The 14409-nt window shown below is 39.5% G+C and carries 16 protein-coding genes; 8 read left to right on the forward strand and 8 right to left on the reverse strand.

What is annotated here, in order from left to right; translation table 11 throughout:
- Window positions 1–2: 2 nt before the first annotated feature.
- From DRF65_RS00420 to DRF65_RS00440, 5 genes are all read right to left on the reverse strand, one after another.
- Entirely contained in the window at window positions 3–1259 is a 1257-nt protein-coding gene (locus DRF65_RS00420; protein WP_115967937.1) for a DUF2586 family protein, read from the reverse strand.
- Window positions 1228–1773 (reverse strand): hypothetical protein, encoded by a 546-nt coding sequence (locus tag DRF65_RS00425; RefSeq protein WP_115967939.1) that lies wholly within the window; start codon window positions 1771–1773, stop codon window positions 1228–1230. Before DRF65_RS00425 ends, DRF65_RS00420 begins: the two co-directional genes overlap by 32 nt.
- Window positions 1774–1892: 119 nt before the next feature.
- Window positions 1893–2348, reverse strand: a complete 456-nt coding sequence (locus DRF65_RS00430) for a CHAP domain-containing protein (protein ID WP_115967940.1) — start codon at window positions 2346–2348, stop codon at window positions 1893–1895.
- 12 nt (window positions 2349–2360) lie between these two features.
- A complete protein-coding gene (locus tag DRF65_RS00435; RefSeq protein ID WP_115967942.1) occupies window positions 2361–3299 on the reverse strand; it encodes a hypothetical protein in 939 nt (312 codons plus the stop codon).
- Window positions 3300–3301: 2 nt separating this feature from the next.
- Window positions 3302–4462 carry a head maturation protease, ClpP-related gene (locus tag DRF65_RS00440; protein WP_115967944.1) on the reverse strand — a complete coding sequence of 387 codons (1161 nt, stop codon included), beginning with the start codon at window positions 4460–4462 and terminating at the stop codon, window positions 3302–3304.
- Window positions 4463–4629: 167 nt separating this feature from the next.
- On the opposite strand from DRF65_RS00440, the gene DRF65_RS00445 reads away from it, so the two are divergent.
- From DRF65_RS00445 to DRF65_RS00475, 7 genes are read left to right on the forward strand one after another with little or no spacing between them, the layout of a single operon-like run.
- A complete protein-coding gene (locus DRF65_RS00445; RefSeq protein ID WP_115967946.1) occupies window positions 4630–5061 on the forward strand; it encodes a hypothetical protein in 432 nt (143 codons plus the stop codon).
- Window positions 5061–6611, forward strand: a complete 1551-nt coding sequence (locus DRF65_RS00450) for a hypothetical protein (RefSeq protein WP_115967948.1) — start codon at window positions 5061–5063, stop codon at window positions 6609–6611. Before DRF65_RS00445 ends, DRF65_RS00450 begins: the two co-directional genes overlap by 1 nt.
- An 11-nt stretch (window positions 6612–6622) precedes the next feature.
- Entirely contained in the window at window positions 6623–7054 is a 432-nt protein-coding gene (locus DRF65_RS00455) for a phage protein Gp36 family protein (protein ID WP_115967950.1), read from the forward strand.
- A gap of 22 nt (window positions 7055–7076) precedes the next feature.
- Window positions 7077–9527, forward strand: a complete 2451-nt coding sequence (locus DRF65_RS00460; protein WP_115967951.1) for a phage portal protein family protein — start codon at window positions 7077–7079, stop codon at window positions 9525–9527.
- Between the two features lie 7 nt (window positions 9528–9534).
- Entirely contained in the window at window positions 9535–11451 is a 1917-nt protein-coding gene (locus tag DRF65_RS00465; protein WP_115967953.1) for a tape measure protein, read from the forward strand.
- Window positions 11444–11953 (forward strand): phage virion morphogenesis protein, encoded by a 510-nt coding sequence (locus DRF65_RS00470; RefSeq protein ID WP_115967955.1) that lies wholly within the window; start codon window positions 11444–11446, stop codon window positions 11951–11953. Before DRF65_RS00465 ends, DRF65_RS00470 begins: the two co-directional genes overlap by 8 nt.
- Window positions 11950–12495 (forward strand): hypothetical protein, encoded by a 546-nt coding sequence (locus tag DRF65_RS00475; RefSeq protein ID WP_115967956.1) that lies wholly within the window; start codon window positions 11950–11952, stop codon window positions 12493–12495. The genes DRF65_RS00470 and DRF65_RS00475 overlap by 4 nt, the downstream gene beginning before the upstream one ends.
- On the opposite strand, the gene DRF65_RS00480 is transcribed toward DRF65_RS00475, so the two are convergent.
- From DRF65_RS00480 to DRF65_RS00490, 3 genes are read right to left on the reverse strand one after another with little or no spacing between them, the layout of a single operon-like run.
- A complete protein-coding gene (locus DRF65_RS00480) occupies window positions 12492–12902 on the reverse strand; it encodes a hypothetical protein (RefSeq protein WP_115967958.1) in 411 nt (136 codons plus the stop codon). The two genes, DRF65_RS00475 and DRF65_RS00480, sit on opposite strands and share 4 nt — an antisense overlap.
- Before the next feature lie 22 nt (window positions 12903–12924).
- Window positions 12925–13446: a hypothetical protein gene (locus tag DRF65_RS00485; RefSeq protein ID WP_115967959.1), complete on the reverse strand. Its 522-nt coding sequence runs from the start codon at window positions 13444–13446 to the stop codon at window positions 12925–12927.
- A gap of 2 nt (window positions 13447–13448) precedes the next feature.
- A complete protein-coding gene (locus DRF65_RS00490; RefSeq protein ID WP_115967961.1) occupies window positions 13449–13652 on the reverse strand; it encodes a hypothetical protein in 204 nt (67 codons plus the stop codon).
- Window positions 13653–13784: 132 nt separating this feature from the next.
- Here DRF65_RS00490 and DRF65_RS00495 point away from each other — a divergent pair, with 132 nt between their 5' ends.
- Window positions 13785–14162 (forward strand): helix-turn-helix domain-containing protein, encoded by a 378-nt coding sequence (locus DRF65_RS00495; protein ID WP_115967962.1) that lies wholly within the window; start codon window positions 13785–13787, stop codon window positions 14160–14162.
- Window positions 14163–14409: the final 247 nt, after the last annotated feature.

The following is a 14409-nucleotide window of genomic DNA, read 5'->3' on the forward strand; positions in this document are numbered from 1 at the left end:
TTTTATTGAGTATTTAAAGGGTTTCTGAATCCCACTTTTAGGGTAATCCTTCTGCCGATGGCTACAGGAATAAAGGTTAATAACACTATAAATTCACTCGTTGCCAGTACATTTTGCTCCGGGTTGATGTACGCATCCACACCGCCGCTTATATCGCCATTTGCCACCATCGGATCAAGAGAAACCTTTGTAATGGTTTCTAAGTCCTTAACCGTTTCCGGAGCCATAAAGCCCGTATTTTCATCAACGTATAAACGTCCTTTCACTTTTGGGGTTAAAGCTGCCTTAGCGAGTTTGATCGCCTTTTTTATGGTTCGGTTATTTTCCCCATAGGCAAAATCTGAAGTAATTTTACAACAGGTGTGAGTATCACCTATATAGATTCCTGCTGTTGAAGAAATCCCGCCCAGATTAACAATAGGAGCAAAATAGATGTAGCCTTTTTCATCCAGGTTGTCCAAATCAATATCAGAATAGTCACTCAGCTTATTGCCGGAACTAAGTCCGGGAATAATAAAGGTTTTCGCATCAACGTTGGTTAGGTTAAAATCACCTATTTGTTCCCCCGCATTCTGCGAAACATCCGCCTTAGAAACCATTGCTGTATAATCTTCAACGGCTGCATATCCTTTGTATACATCATCACGGCTTGAAACCTCGTAATCTGCACCAATCACCACGGAAACATCCGGGCATTCACTTACAAGCATTCTTAAATTAAGGGCTGCAGCCGATGTTCCTGAATAGCTTCTGCCTTCAATATAAATTTCACAGTAGCGGTCTTTTGTCCACTGGGAATCGGCCAGAGCCTGTGCTTTATAAATGGCATTAATACTGTCTTTATCGAGTCCCGCTTCTATGGTTGGCGTATAATCTGAGACCGGATTTAATGAAACAGAAGCCTGCACAATTTCTCCGGCTTTTTCCCTTAATAGTTTGGCTAAATAATTATTGTCTTTATCCACCATCTGAGTTAGGGTAACTCCCTGAGCAACGGGCATAAAATGTACTGTAATGGATGGATTATGTATAAAAAAGCGTCTTAGCCTTTCATATACAAGCAGTTTTTTGTCCGTATCATATTCTGCGGTAATTCCTAATGATTCAACCTCCTGAATACTTTTTAAGGTGTAAATATTTCCTAGTACCATTTCAGAAGTGGCTATGGCATTCATCACGCTGCCAGTTACCATGTCGGCGGAGGGATTTCTTCTCCCAAGCCCGCCGTTAAGCTTTTGTACTATCAGTCTGGGACGCATCTTTCTTGGTTTTAACAGTTAGTGTTTTATTCAGTTCTTCAAGTTGTTTATTCGCGGCTTCCAGTTGTTGCTTCAGATTTTCATTTTCTGTTGCAACATTGGAAAGCTTCTCCAGATCGGCACCCATTTCGGTAAGCAGGCGGTCTTTTTCAGCGTATTTTTCACGAAGTGAAATAACAGCGGTAACAGTTTTGTCCGTGTCAGCGTTGGCCGGTTCATAATCATGGTCAAGATCACAAACTTCCATCACATCTTCGATGATTCCTTCTAAGGTTTTTCGTGCCACTTCAGAATGATGCAGAGCCTCCTGTACATCCGAATCATCCTCATCCTGGGTCCCTTCACGAAAAAAGACTTCAGGCTCATTTTCAAACCCTCTTAAATCGTGGTAATCTTTAGCAGCCTTTTCTTCAAAGAAACACTGCCCATTTTCTGAAATAAAAATTTTATTGGTCTCAGGGTATCTTTCAAAAAGAGCATTGGCTTTTTCCTGAAATTTCTTTTTATTAGACATAAAGTGAATTTTTAAATTCGTTAGTGATTATTTTCCGGCTGTAGTGGTTTCCTGCTTCCACAGGAAACCGACTGAGCCAGACAAAATAAAATAGATATAGAGTTAAAAAAGATTTCATTTTAATAGTTCAAATACCCTTTAATAGTGTTTCTTGAACGTTTTCTTCTGCACACTTTAATCCCCTCACGGCTACCGGCATCATTGGTATTTCCTTCTATGGTATAAATAAATTCTTCGTCGAAATTCTCAACGAGGCCGGTATGCCCTTTCCCTTTACCAAAATCCATGATAAACACAGACCCGATCAGGGGAACAGAGGATTTTATATGTGGGCCGGATTTATTCCATGCATTTATAACACTCCCTGTTTTAATGGCCGTATTATGAATATTCATTGATTGAGAAGCCTTAGCAAAACACCAGTATACAAAGGCCATGCACCAAGCTGCAGGAAAGTTGATTTTTACACTGGAGAGGTAGCTTTTAACTGGTTCTCCCCAGTTGGAACCCGGAGGGTTTTCCTGCTTTCCGATTTGCGAGGCTGCAATTTCTAAAGCTTTTATAGATAATTTCATTGTGTATATTTTTTAAGCATTTTCAGAAATAACTGCCCCAAAACCATATTGCTGCTTTTTATCACAAAGCCCATAGCCCTGTAATCTAAACTCAGACTCCGGATCTGCATTTACTGTGTCCTGATATTCGGGTTTATAAAGAATTTTTAGTTTCTCCAGATGATACACTGTATTGGGTGTATAGAAAAATGTTGAGGCATATTGATCTCCAGCTTCCCGTATTGATCCCCTCGCCTTAAGTTCCCCGGTAGCTGAATACAGAGGAGCCGCATTATTTTCCCACATCCTCATTTTATAGAATCTTTTGAATTCCCCGGTATCTTTGTCAAATTCCAGATTATCCCTATGATTAGCGGTTCCTGCCTTATCAATTTTAAGATCCGAGCGATGGTCCGCGTTTAAGATCATATTCCAGAAGTTTGGAGATTCTGAAGTGTCGTCATCAATCAGGTTCAACACTTCGATTTCATTGTAAAAATTGATTAAATCCTGAAACGTCAGTCTTTTTCTGCCGTTAAATATCGCCCCACTGGTTCTTAATACCGGCATAGCTCCGGAAACATGCTGAGTAGGTGCCAGTTTATTTAAAACATAATCACGTACCCCGATCCTGAACCCCTGAGAATGCTTAACACGGACTTCAGATCTTTTATCAAATGCCAATGCTCTAATTTCAGCATCGCTAACTTTCGTCGGATCAGTATCCAGTTTATCCCAAGGAATAACGCCGTTTTTACCCGTCATTGATTTTGCGGTAAAAGGGACCGTATTGTTGACATAAAAGCCAACATTATTAATCAGTTTATTCTGACGAAGACCGTCCGCGGTTTTTGCTCCCTCCGGTGCCGGTTCCAGTGCTATCAAAAATTTATCATTGTAGTTTCTGAATTCCTTCAGTAATTGTGGAGCTACAAATTTGTTCAGGTATAACCCGTCTATTAATTCTGCCATTTTTAATCTTCAAATTCAGCGTTAAACAATTTTTCAAATTCTTCTTGGGCTTCTTCATTAAGCCTTTCCAATCCTTTCGGATCTTTTTCCTGCCACTGAGAGAATGTCCATTTTTCACGTCCGTTTAACAGTTCGTGCTTATCTCCGTCCACCACAGGTTTTAATCTTTCCAACCCGGCGTTGGGATCAGGTTTCCCCGACATTCTTTCAAGTGACTTTGCCACCAATCCATAATTCTCAATGGCGTCGTTTTTCCATTCGTCCTTTTCAGCGTTCGTAATCTTTCCGGCCCTTAATGCTCCGGAAATAAGGAATTCCGCCTGTGAAACCTTAAATTCCTTTAGCTCATTTTCGAGCGTGTCGGTTCTTTTTGCCTTTCCGAGAATATCTTCCAGACGCTCTTCAAATTCTTTATCCGAAGACGATGCGGTTAATTTTCCCGCCAATCCTGCCGCAACTAAAGCAGCCAAAATTGCTTCCTTTTTCATTTCAGTATGTTGATTAATATTATTATCCTCTGAGGGATTGGGGTACAGGTTAAAGCATTCAAAGGCTTCTTCCGGGGTTTTATTGAAGATGCTTTCTATGTTCTCTTGATTCTTTCTTTTTTTGGTGGGTTTTATTACAGTATCACAAATTCCCAGTTCTAAACATTTATCGGAGCTGAGCCAGTGATCCTGCCCGGAATCAAACCAGTTTTTAATGGTCAGTGCGTCCGCTTTTGTTCTTTCACCAAAGATTTTTCCGAGCCTCTCTTCGCAGCTTTCAATCTGCTGAATCCCATTTTTAAAATCATTTTTATTTCCGAAACATCCTGCTGTTACAGCATGCATCATAAAGAAGGCGTTATCGTTCATTTCTATTTCATCCCCGGCAAGGGCGATTACCCCGCCCATTGATGCTGCCATTCCTTCTACAATGATTTTCGTATGTCCTTCTGAACCCAAAATCAGGTCATAAATAGCAAGTCCTTCGTAAACAGATCCTCCTCCGCAGTGCATTCTGATGGTTAAGTCATTATGAGCTTGCAATGCATCCCTAAAAACCTGTTGGAACCTTTTATAGTCAAACTCATCATATTTTCCGATGTAGCCATACATTCTGATTTCAGCGCCGCCAGAAACCTGATTTTTGAGTTCATAATGAAAAAGTTTTTTAGACATTTCTTTGATTTAGATAAGACAAAGATTAGTTTAAAAACACCTGGAAAAAAGCCATCCATTAGGGGCTGAATATTTTCATTTAGTGGTTATGTTTTTTTATATAGTCCCTAACATCCATCTTCTGTAAGGCCTTTATATAAAGCAATTTTGCTTCATATATATAAGTTATGAACGAAAAGAAAAAGCTGACGAATGACGAAAAATATGCCATTGCTCAGGATCTCTATCTGGATACGGACAAAACACAGAAAGAAATCGCACAAATAGCGCACGTCACTGAAAAAACTTTGGGAAAATGGAAAGCAGAAGGAGAATGGGACTTGCTTAAAAGCGCATCCACAGTAACGGCCCGTAAGATTATTGAAAACCTATATAAAAAGGCCCACGCCTTAAGTGAGGATCCGAAAAGCAAACCTAATGACATCATCCAGATCGCTAACAGTATTGAAAAGCTGTCGAACAAAAAAGTAACGGTCAGTCAGATCATTAATGTATTTAAGGATTTTATAACATACGCTTTCACTCAGAACGCGGGTCTTGCAAAGGAAATTAACCTGCTGCAAAAAAAATATGTGGATTATAAAATCGGGGAAAAATAATGTCGACATTAACGATTACAAAAAGGGATTATAACGAATGGTTAGAGTTCTGTTCGCAGGTTCAGAACAGTGCCGCCTTTGCATTTAATGATACCGAAGAAACGCAAAAATTAAGAATTAAAAGAGCGTTAACGGACTATGATTATTTCGTTAAAACCTATTTTGAATTGTACGCTGATGCGGACTGCGCAGATTTTCATATTGAATACGCGAACGAATGCCTTGCTGATCCAAATTTTTTCGGGGTTGCAGAATGGCCCAGGGAACACGCAAAATCGGTTCACCTGACTATTATTATCCCGATGTGGCTCATTGCTCACAGGCAGTTAACTGGTATGCTTTTGATGGGGAAAAATGAGGACGATGCCTGTAACCTGTTATCCGATCTTCAGGCGCAGCTGCAACACAATAAACTCTTTGCCCATGACTTCGGAGAGCAATATAATTTCGGATCATGGGAGGACGGAGATTTCACGACAAAAGGCGGGATTCGCTTTCTGGGGTTTGGCCGTGATCAGTCTCCGCGTGGAGCAAGGGAAAACGAAAAACGTCCCAATTATGGCGTGGTTGACGACGTGGACGATGATGATATCGTACACAACCCCAAAAGGGTGGATAAAGTGGTCAAAAAAATTTTGGGAGCCATGTATTTTGCCCTCAGTATCAAAGGGGCACGTTTCGCTATGGGCGGGAACCGTATCCATCATAATTCAATCCTTGCCAATATTGTAGGAGATACTAAACCGGGGGCAAAGAAGAGAGAAGGCATTTACCATTCCAAAGTTAAAGCCATTGAAAACGGAAAGCCGGCTTGGTGGCAGCGGTATTCATTACAGGAACTTCTGCGGAAAATTGCCAAAGCAGGACCTGTTCTTGCTAAGCAGGAATTTTTTCACGAAACGGATATTGAAGGGAAAATCTTTAAAAATAAATACTTCCGTTTTGCCAAGCTTCCGCATCTGGCTAAAATGGATATTATCATCGGTTATTTTGATCCAAGTTTTGAAAACAACCAGACTTCAGATTTTAAAGCGGTATCAATCTGGGGGCAGGACAAATTCAAACGTTACTGCATTAAAAGATTCACTCGACGCTGCGAACTAGAAGACGTTTTTGAGTGGATGATTAAGGTGGAGAAAAACCTGCCTCCCGGAGTAGGGATCATCTGGTATATGGAAAAACAATTTTATACCCGACCCGTTAAAAAAGCGCTCAGACGTGCCTGTAAAAGATACAAATACCCGCTTAGTGTCCTGACAGACGAAAGACAAAAACCCAATAAATATACCCGTATGGTCAGAATGGAACCGGAATATTCCTCCGGTAACGTGGTGTATAACGTGGAAGATGAAAACGATCCGGATATGGTAGAGGGAAATTTACAAGTCAAAGGAATAGAACCGGGATATAATACCGCAGATGACGCTCCTGATGCTGACGAAGGTGCGTGGTTTTTTCTGGATCAGTTTGTTATTTCTGATTCTGAAGACTGGAACGAAGATTCCCTAGGTATGGGAAGACATGAAAGAAATGAAGACAACACTTATTAAAAATTTACAATATGCCTTTTTTAACTGATACAGACTACGAAGTACAGATCCGCAACTGGATTAAACAGATTATTATCCAAAGGAAAGAAGATGTTCAGCACCAAGCCGAGCTTGCCGCTCAGGCAGAAATGGAAAGCTACCTGAGACAACGGTATGATGTAGCAAAGATTTTTTCCGTTACTGGAGCCGATAGAAATGCACTTATTATTCAATATATGGTTGATATTGCCATTTATCACCTGCACGCCAATTCTTCCGGAGATCTTATTCCTGAACTTAGAATTATCCGTTACAATGCTGCCAAAGATTGGCTCAAAGCCGTTGCCAAAGGAGAAATTTCTCCGGACTTGCCGGAAAAGCCTGACGAAGGAGAAGGTAATGAAGGAACCGGAAATCAGGTAATCGAATTTGGAAGCAATCCGAAATATTCTGAGCGCTATTAATTACTTTTTAAATACTCTTTACATGAAATTTAAAATACAAACGGTCACTGATTTTTTACACAACGCTTTTAGCGGCGGTAAAGATAAAGATTATGAAAGAGCCGTCACCCAGATGGTGGATGCGATTAAGCGTCAGCGGACTTTATACAACAAAGAAATAAGGGATTGGAAAATGGCTAGAGCCATAGCTCTTGATCCGATAATTCCCCGCCGCAAGATGCTCATTGATATTATGGAGGAAGTTCTGGACGATCCTTTTATTTATGGGCGCAGTGAGACCCGAAAACTCAGGGTTTCTAATAAAACGGCTGCCATAATTGATAAGAATGGAGAGATTAATGAAGAAAAGACCAAACTCCTGCAAAAGCTTTGGTTTAAGAACCTGATCAAATATACCCTTGACAGTATCTATTTCAGTTATACACTTATGTATCCGAAGGAGTTGGACGAAAACGGATTTATCAAAAATTTGTCTTTTGTGTACCGGGACCACATTGTACCGGAAACGACAGAAATATTAATCAATCCTTATGATATGCAGGGCGAGAACTTCAGGGAAGGTGATTTCAAAAAATGGATGTTGTGGGTGAGTCATGAACATTCAATCGGCCTTTTAAATAAAGCAATCCCGCTATGGATTTTTAAAAAACATTCATGGCAGAATTGGGATGAATTTGAGGAGATGTTCGGAATTCCGATGCGTACGGCAAAGGTGGCTTCTACTGATCCGCGTGTAAAAAAGGAAGTAGATAAATGGTTAAAGGATTTGGGTTCTGCCGGGTGGGCAAGATTCCCGGAGGGGGTGGAAATCGATATTAAAGAGTCCAACAGCCGGGATAGCTTTAATGTATTTAACGAAAAAAGGAAAGCTTGTAATGAAGAACTTGCCAACCTTTTTGACGGGAATTCCGAAACAGCAAAGGATACCGGGAGCCGGGCTAAAACAGGAGAAATCATTAATGGAACTCAAAAGCTCATCACAATGGATGATGAAACCTTTGTCATGTTTTTTATCAATGATGATGTGCTGCCCTGGCTTCGTGGTTTGGGTTATCCTTTTGATGAAAGTGATACCTGTATCTGGAATGATAATGAAAAGTTGACTCCCAAGGAAAGGCTTGAAATTTTTAAAGGGGTGAAAGATCTGGGGTATAAAATCAAAAAGGAACAGATTGAAACCGAGTTGGACGTTGAAATTGTTGGAGAAGTCTCCGGTGGTGAATCATTGCAACCCATTCCAGAAAATAGGTATAGAAATTTTAAATTGCCTCAGGGGTTTGGAACCCCAGCCCAGCTTGAGGGCTTATCCGGAGGAAAATCAGCCGCTCCTTTTAATGGTAGGGATATCACTATGCAGGAAGAAAATTTTCTTCGCCAACTGTATGAAAATCCCGGAGCTATTAATTGGAGCTACAACGAATTTAGAGAATCTCATACCTCTTTATTGAATGCCATAAAACAAGGCTTTGGAAAAATGGATTTTGATTTTGACAGTACCGATCACCGTAGGATGAGGGCTTGGATGAATAATATACACCGGTTCGGAGTAGACAAAACACAGGCGGAGGTTAATGAACTTAATGAAATGTTGAAGCATCCGGAAGTAAAAAGTTTTAATGATTTCCGAAATAAGGCAAAAGCTGTATTTCCAAACTATAAAGAATTGTATCTGAAAACAGAATGGGATCATGCCAATGCCACCTCCAATATGGCAGCGCGATACATGGAGATGATGGATGATATAGAAATTGCTCCTTATTGGAGATTAAACGCCATTATAGATAACGGAACGACTGTTATTTGCCGAAGTATGGACGGAAAGGTCTTTGATAAAAGAGATCAGAGTTCATGGAAATTTCTCCCTCCTTTACATTGGAAATGCCGCACCGATGCAGAGGATATTTTTGATGATTACGACGGGGAAATTACAAGTTTTGAAGAGGCCATAAAAACTGATCCGGATGGATGGGAAAGGATGCAAAAACAGGGCTTTGATGTCAACTGGGGTGATAGTGACGAAATCTTTACCCACGCGCAAAGCTACCTTAGAAAATTGTCTCAGGATTCTACACCTATCGATGTGAGTGATTTGGGAATTACCGATTATGGACTTTCAGAGTGGGCAAAAGTTAAAAAAAACGCTTACCCCAAAAAAGCGGTTACTATTAGAAGCCATATTGATAAAACCGGCATGGCGAGAATTATTACCTCTGAAAATCTACCGGTCTGGATTGATGCCGAAGCTTCAAAATTAGATGACATGCTATTTACCCAGATCAGGGAAACTTTAATAAGTCCGGACGAGGTGTATTGGAGTGATTCCGGTAAAATGCCACAGTCGGTATTTATAAGGTTTTATAAGGATGGAGCTTTTAAAGTGACCACCGAATCAGTAAAAGTTACTGATTATACCCTTATCGCAGATGCAGATACGGCACGTAAAGGTTTGCTTGTGAATATCCCAAAAAAATAAAAGAACAATGAACGGTTTACAATATGCTTTAGATTTAATTGACCGCTCCTTTTCGAGTGGCATTAGTCGCGCACGAGATGAAACACGGAGTTTGGATAATGCGGTCAATACTACTAATAGTGGTATTGGGAGGTTAAGAAATACCGGACAAAGTGTATTCGGCAGCATTGCCACTTATGCCAAGACAGCGGGAGTCGCCATTCTTGCCGCATTGTCTGTGGGAGCGGTGATCAGTTTTGGAAAAGAGATCACCGGCATTACCTCCAAATTCGAGGGAATGGAAAACGCCATTGTCTTTGCCTCCGGTCAAGAGGGAGCAAAAAACATGGCATTTTTGGATACCACGATAAAAGACCTTAACCTCAATATGGAATCCTCATATAAAGGATTTCAGACCTTAACCGGATCGCTAAAAGGAACCGCCCTGGAAGGACAGGCCACAAGGGATATTTTTGAGGCTGTCGGAATTGCTGCCTCGGTGATGAACCTATCGGCTGAGCAAAGTGAAGGAGCATTTTTGGCCCTTTCACAAATGGCTTCCAAGGGCAAAGTTTCTGCTGAAGAACTCAGGGGGCAGTTGGGAGAACGAATTCCGGGTGCGCTCGGAATTGCCGCTCGTTCTATGGGAATGACTCAGGCACAGTTCAATGAAATGTTAGACAGTGGTAAGATTATGGCAGAGGATTTTCTCCCTAAGTTTTCAAAAGAATTAAAAAATACTTTTGAGGGTGGTTTACCCGCAGCAATGAACTCAATGCAGTCGGCGATTAACAGACAGGAAAATGCGTTAATGCAGTTTAAACTGAAAACCGGGGAAGCATTCCGCCCGCTGATTATAGGAGTATTGGATGCCGGAAATTTTCTCTTTGGGTTCCTCTCTGATATGATGAATTATACCCAGCCGGTTAAAAAAGCTCTTTCAGCAGTAGCGGAAGCTTTTCAGCCGATTATTGACGCGATCAAAAATAACGGTTTTATAAAGCTTTCTGGGGATACCAATTTTGCAAAATTGGCTATGGAAGGTATCTCCGGAGTGATCCGGTTTTTAACCCCGCTTCTGGAACTGCTTTTTAAAATTATTGGAGGGGTTGAATCTGCGTTTAACTATGTCCGCAAAGCCTTGATAGAAAATAGTATGGCCATGTATGAATCAGGGAATATGGCGCAGTTCCTTTCTAATATCATCGGAATTTTAACTTGGGTTTGGGAACTCATAGCCCCGGCAGTGAGCTATGCCGGTGAAATACTGGGAGTCGTGATCGGAGTTGTTTTTAAAGCCGTAGATGCCATATTAGGTGTTATTAATGCCGTATTAGAATGGGGTAAAAAAACGGTATGGGTACAGCGTTTATTAAATGCTTTGGTGGGAGTGGTTCATTCCGTATTTAAAAGCATTAAAGATATGGCTGTTAATATTTTGGGCGGTGTGGGTGATTTACTCGTAGGCATTTTTACCCTTGATACAGATAAAATAAGATCAGCATTATCAAAAGGTTTCGGAGCCGTAAAAGATACCGCAAAATTAGTTCCCAATATTGTAAAAGGGGCTTATGAGGGATGGAACAAAGAGCTGGAAAAACCGGTTCAAAAAGCGGTTAAAATCACCACCCAAAATAAGGTAATAACTCCTGCCGGTATTCCACCATCGTCCGGGTTAGCTACTCCGGGTGGAAAACCTGCGACCGCTTTGGATTCGCAGGCCGGAGGAAATATAAAGGGTAAAAAGGATAAAACCAAAAATGCCTTATCAGGAACCGGAACCGGGGGAGACGGTAAAAAAATGATCTTTAATATCCAGTCCTTTGTTAAGGAATTGACCATTAAGACCACAAACATCAAAGAAAATCCACAGGAGATCAAAAAAATACTGGAGCAGATATTTAATGAAATGATTGCCGATATAGAAATTAGAGCCAATGCGTAGAGAGAATAATGCCCAGGAGTTTGACAGGCTCCGTGCAAAATACAGGAATTTTAAAAGAACCATTCCGCAGAAAGCCGCCATTACAATGGTGAACTTCTTTAAAAGAAATTTTAATGTTGGCGGCTTCGTGGATGTTCCTTTTCAGAAATGGAAAAAAAGCGGGTATCCCGGAGCAAGAACTACAATGGTACGTTCTGGAAATACACGCAGAGAAATTAAAAAAATACAGGTTTCGGAATCTCGCGTTGTCGTAGGTATCGGAAATCATAACCATTATGCGAAAATCCATAATGAAGGGGGAGAAATTTTGATTACTCCAAAGATGCGCAGGTTCTTCTGGGCAAAATATAAGGAATCTGGAAAAGAATACTGGAAATGGCTTGCACTCACTACAAAGACCCATATTGATATTCCGCAGCGAAAATTTATTGGCGACTCGAAAGCACTTGAAAAAACATTGGATCGTATGATTATATCAGAACTTAAAAAAATACTATTATGAGTATAAAAGCAGTTGTATTTAAAGAAATATCCGACCATCTGGAATCGCGCGTGGAGGAATTGATCTACATTGATAAAGACCGTGGGCAGGTTGAAAAGGAAAACATTATAATGGTACCCAAACCCGCCATTTTAATCGCGTTTATGCGTTTTGATTGGTCTGACATCGGAAACGGAATTAAAGAGGGAAAAGGAACCGTTCGTGTGCGTGTAATTTGTGAGAATTATGCAGAAAGCTATACCGGAAGTATTGACCAGGAATTAGCACTGGCATTTTTTGACCTCAATGAAAAAGTAGACGCAGCACTGGAAGGATTAAGCGGTACAAAATTCAGTGAATTGAAAAAGGTGGCAGACGAAGACGATTTGGATCATAATAATGTGATCGTTACAGTGTATGAATATGAGGTTACTATTACCGATGATACGAAGGCTGACTGCAACAAAATGATAAAGGTGGATGCTGAGCCAATTGTGAAGTATGTGACAAAAGAAAACCTACCGGAAAGGCAGGTTAATATCAAATCTGATTTTATTATTTAATTTTGTAGCATCTTTCCGGCTTCACACATCACAGAGGTAATTCCTTCAGCAACGGAATCAGGGATTACTTTTTTAATTCCTTCATCAGATCGATCAAAAGAATCAGTAGGTGTCCCTTTAGAATTATATAAGGTTGTATCGGAAACAGAATATTCGTTATCATAGCAATAAGCTGTCCAATATTGTAAATAATAACCTCTGGAAACTGTTATCCCTTTTTTATTTTTTTTCGAAGGTAAAGCCATTTTTATCCATGCACTAAAAGTATCTGAGTTCTTTCTTTCAAGATTTTTAATGTAGTTTTTTGTACCATCAACTCCTGTACCTACATAGTACCACCCGTTGGTATCTTGCTGTGAATAATAAAAGAGCGGAAATAATAAAAATGCTAAGAGAAATGTTTTCATGTGTTAGTTCTAATTCATTTGGTTATTTATAATAGTCTTTTGCCGAGGTAACAACTATTTTTGACTGCCCGTTTGTTCCTACTGATAGAGCTGCAACATCAGATAAAAATCGTATAGTAACGGTTTCTCCCGGCTTGGTATCTTTAAAATTGATAGCACGGCTCCAAAAATTTACATAAAATTTAATGATGTTCTCAGTATCGCCTGAAATATCTACTTTCTGTGTAATGGGGAAATTGTATCCTTTAACTTTCTTGTTTAAATAGCTTACCCATATTACTGTCGGCTTTGCATTCCCTGATACAATTTGCTGTATATATTTCTGTTTAAAGTTTTCGCTATTTTGTGTAAACTTTTCATCTGGTGTAAACCCCATTTTATGTAAAAAATGATTGATTGCAAAACCTCCTTCACGATCTATTCCAATATTCGTTAACAAAGTTTCATATTCATTTCCTACAGCAGCATAAATATCGTCATTAGTTAAAGAAGTCTGAGAAAAAAAAATGGTTGGAAACAATAAAAGTAATAGTATTTTTTTCATAATTATAAGTTTTTATAATGACCTGTCTTTCTAATGATAAGCCAAATAGTATCTCTTTCTAGTGACCCAATATATTCTTCTTCAAGCAACCCCAAAGCATAATCGCTATTATAATGCTTTGTGTCTGTATAATAAGCGAAGCGTTCACGAATACGTTCGTTTCGTTTAATTATTTTATCCTGTTTTGTTTGTTTTACTTCTGCCATAATACAAAAGTAAAAAGTATTCTCATTTCGTGCAAGTTGGAGTTTATTATGTTTCGTAAAAACGGTATTATGTTCTACCAAGGGTATAGATATTTATTGGATTTTTTTTTGCAATTTTGTAAAAAAGAGGTCATGCAAAAAGAAAAATTACGTACACTGAGAAAGAAGAAGGGATTTACTCAGCAGCAAATTGCCAATATTATTGCAACTGATGTATCCAACTATAGCAGAAAAGAAACTGGTGATGTAAGAATTTATAAAGAGGAGTGGGAAAAAATTGCTCGTTTTCTGGAAGTTCCTGTGGACGAAATTTATGAAGAGGAAGAGGTAAGGGTTATTGTAGAAAACCCAGTTTTTAATGACAGTCCGGGTTCTTCGGCGGGGGGGAATGTCACTAATTTTACTAATAAAGAAAACACCTCTATCATTAAAAATCTTCAGGATTATATATCCTTATTAAAGGAAGAAAATCAGAGGTTGAAGGAAAAATTGAATAAATATGAAAAATAAAAACTCCGTCTCAAAAAATGAGACGGAGTTTTTTTAGATATGCATTATCGGTCAAAACCTAAGGCATTTTAATAATCATACTTATCTGAAAAGTAATAGTTTACTATATAGATCAGCGCTCCCACAAATAGTGAGCCAGTCGATATATTCTTTAAAAATGTGAGAATTGAGCACCAATTCGATTTTGCTTTATTGATGCCAAACATGTCATCACCCACAATAACTTTATTTCCACAGTTAGAACTTT

This window comes from Chryseobacterium pennae, assembly GCF_003385515.1.
GTDB classification, from domain to species: Bacteria; Bacteroidota; Bacteroidia; order Flavobacteriales; family Weeksellaceae; genus Chryseobacterium; species Chryseobacterium pennae.

Excerpts from the sequence above, each read along its gene's own strand:
- DRF65_RS00465 (WP_115967953.1), top strand. The coding sequence starts at position 9,535 with ATGAACGGTTTACAATATGCTTTAGATTTAATTGACCGCTCCTTTTCG.
- DRF65_RS00495 (WP_115967962.1), top strand. The coding sequence starts at position 13,785 with ATGCAAAAAGAAAAATTACGTACACTGAGAAAGAAGAAGGGATTTACT.
- DRF65_RS00475 (WP_115967956.1), top strand. The coding sequence starts at position 11,950 with ATGAGTATAAAAGCAGTTGTATTTAAAGAAATATCCGACCATCTGGAA.
- DRF65_RS00450 (WP_115967948.1), top strand. The coding sequence starts at position 5,061 with ATGTCGACATTAACGATTACAAAAAGGGATTATAACGAATGGTTAGAG.
- DRF65_RS00420 (WP_115967937.1), bottom strand. The coding sequence starts at position 1,259 with ATGCGTCCCAGACTGATAGTACAAAAGCTTAACGGCGGGCTTGGGAGA.
- DRF65_RS00435 (WP_115967942.1), bottom strand. The coding sequence starts at position 3,299 with ATGGCAGAATTAATAGACGGGTTATACCTGAACAAATTTGTAGCTCCA.
- DRF65_RS00490 (WP_115967961.1), bottom strand. The coding sequence starts at position 13,652 with ATGGCAGAAGTAAAACAAACAAAACAGGATAAAATAATTAAACGAAAC.
- DRF65_RS00425 (WP_115967939.1), bottom strand. The coding sequence starts at position 1,773 with ATGTCTAATAAAAAGAAATTTCAGGAAAAAGCCAATGCTCTTTTTGAA.
- DRF65_RS00485 (WP_115967959.1), bottom strand. The coding sequence starts at position 13,446 with ATGAAAAAAATACTATTACTTTTATTGTTTCCAACCATTTTTTTTTCT.
- DRF65_RS00480 (WP_115967958.1), bottom strand. The coding sequence starts at position 12,902 with ATGAAAACATTTCTCTTAGCATTTTTATTATTTCCGCTCTTTTATTAT.
- DRF65_RS00455 (WP_115967950.1), top strand. The coding sequence starts at position 6,623 with ATGCCTTTTTTAACTGATACAGACTACGAAGTACAGATCCGCAACTGG.
- DRF65_RS00440 (WP_115967944.1), bottom strand. The coding sequence starts at position 4,462 with ATGTCTAAAAAACTTTTTCATTATGAACTCAAAAATCAGGTTTCTGGC.
- DRF65_RS00470 (WP_115967955.1), top strand. The coding sequence starts at position 11,444 with ATGCGTAGAGAGAATAATGCCCAGGAGTTTGACAGGCTCCGTGCAAAA.
- DRF65_RS00430 (WP_115967940.1), bottom strand. The coding sequence starts at position 2,348 with ATGAAATTATCTATAAAAGCTTTAGAAATTGCAGCCTCGCAAATCGGA.
- DRF65_RS00445 (WP_115967946.1), top strand. The coding sequence starts at position 4,630 with ATGAACGAAAAGAAAAAGCTGACGAATGACGAAAAATATGCCATTGCT.
- DRF65_RS00460 (WP_115967951.1), top strand. The coding sequence starts at position 7,077 with ATGAAATTTAAAATACAAACGGTCACTGATTTTTTACACAACGCTTTT.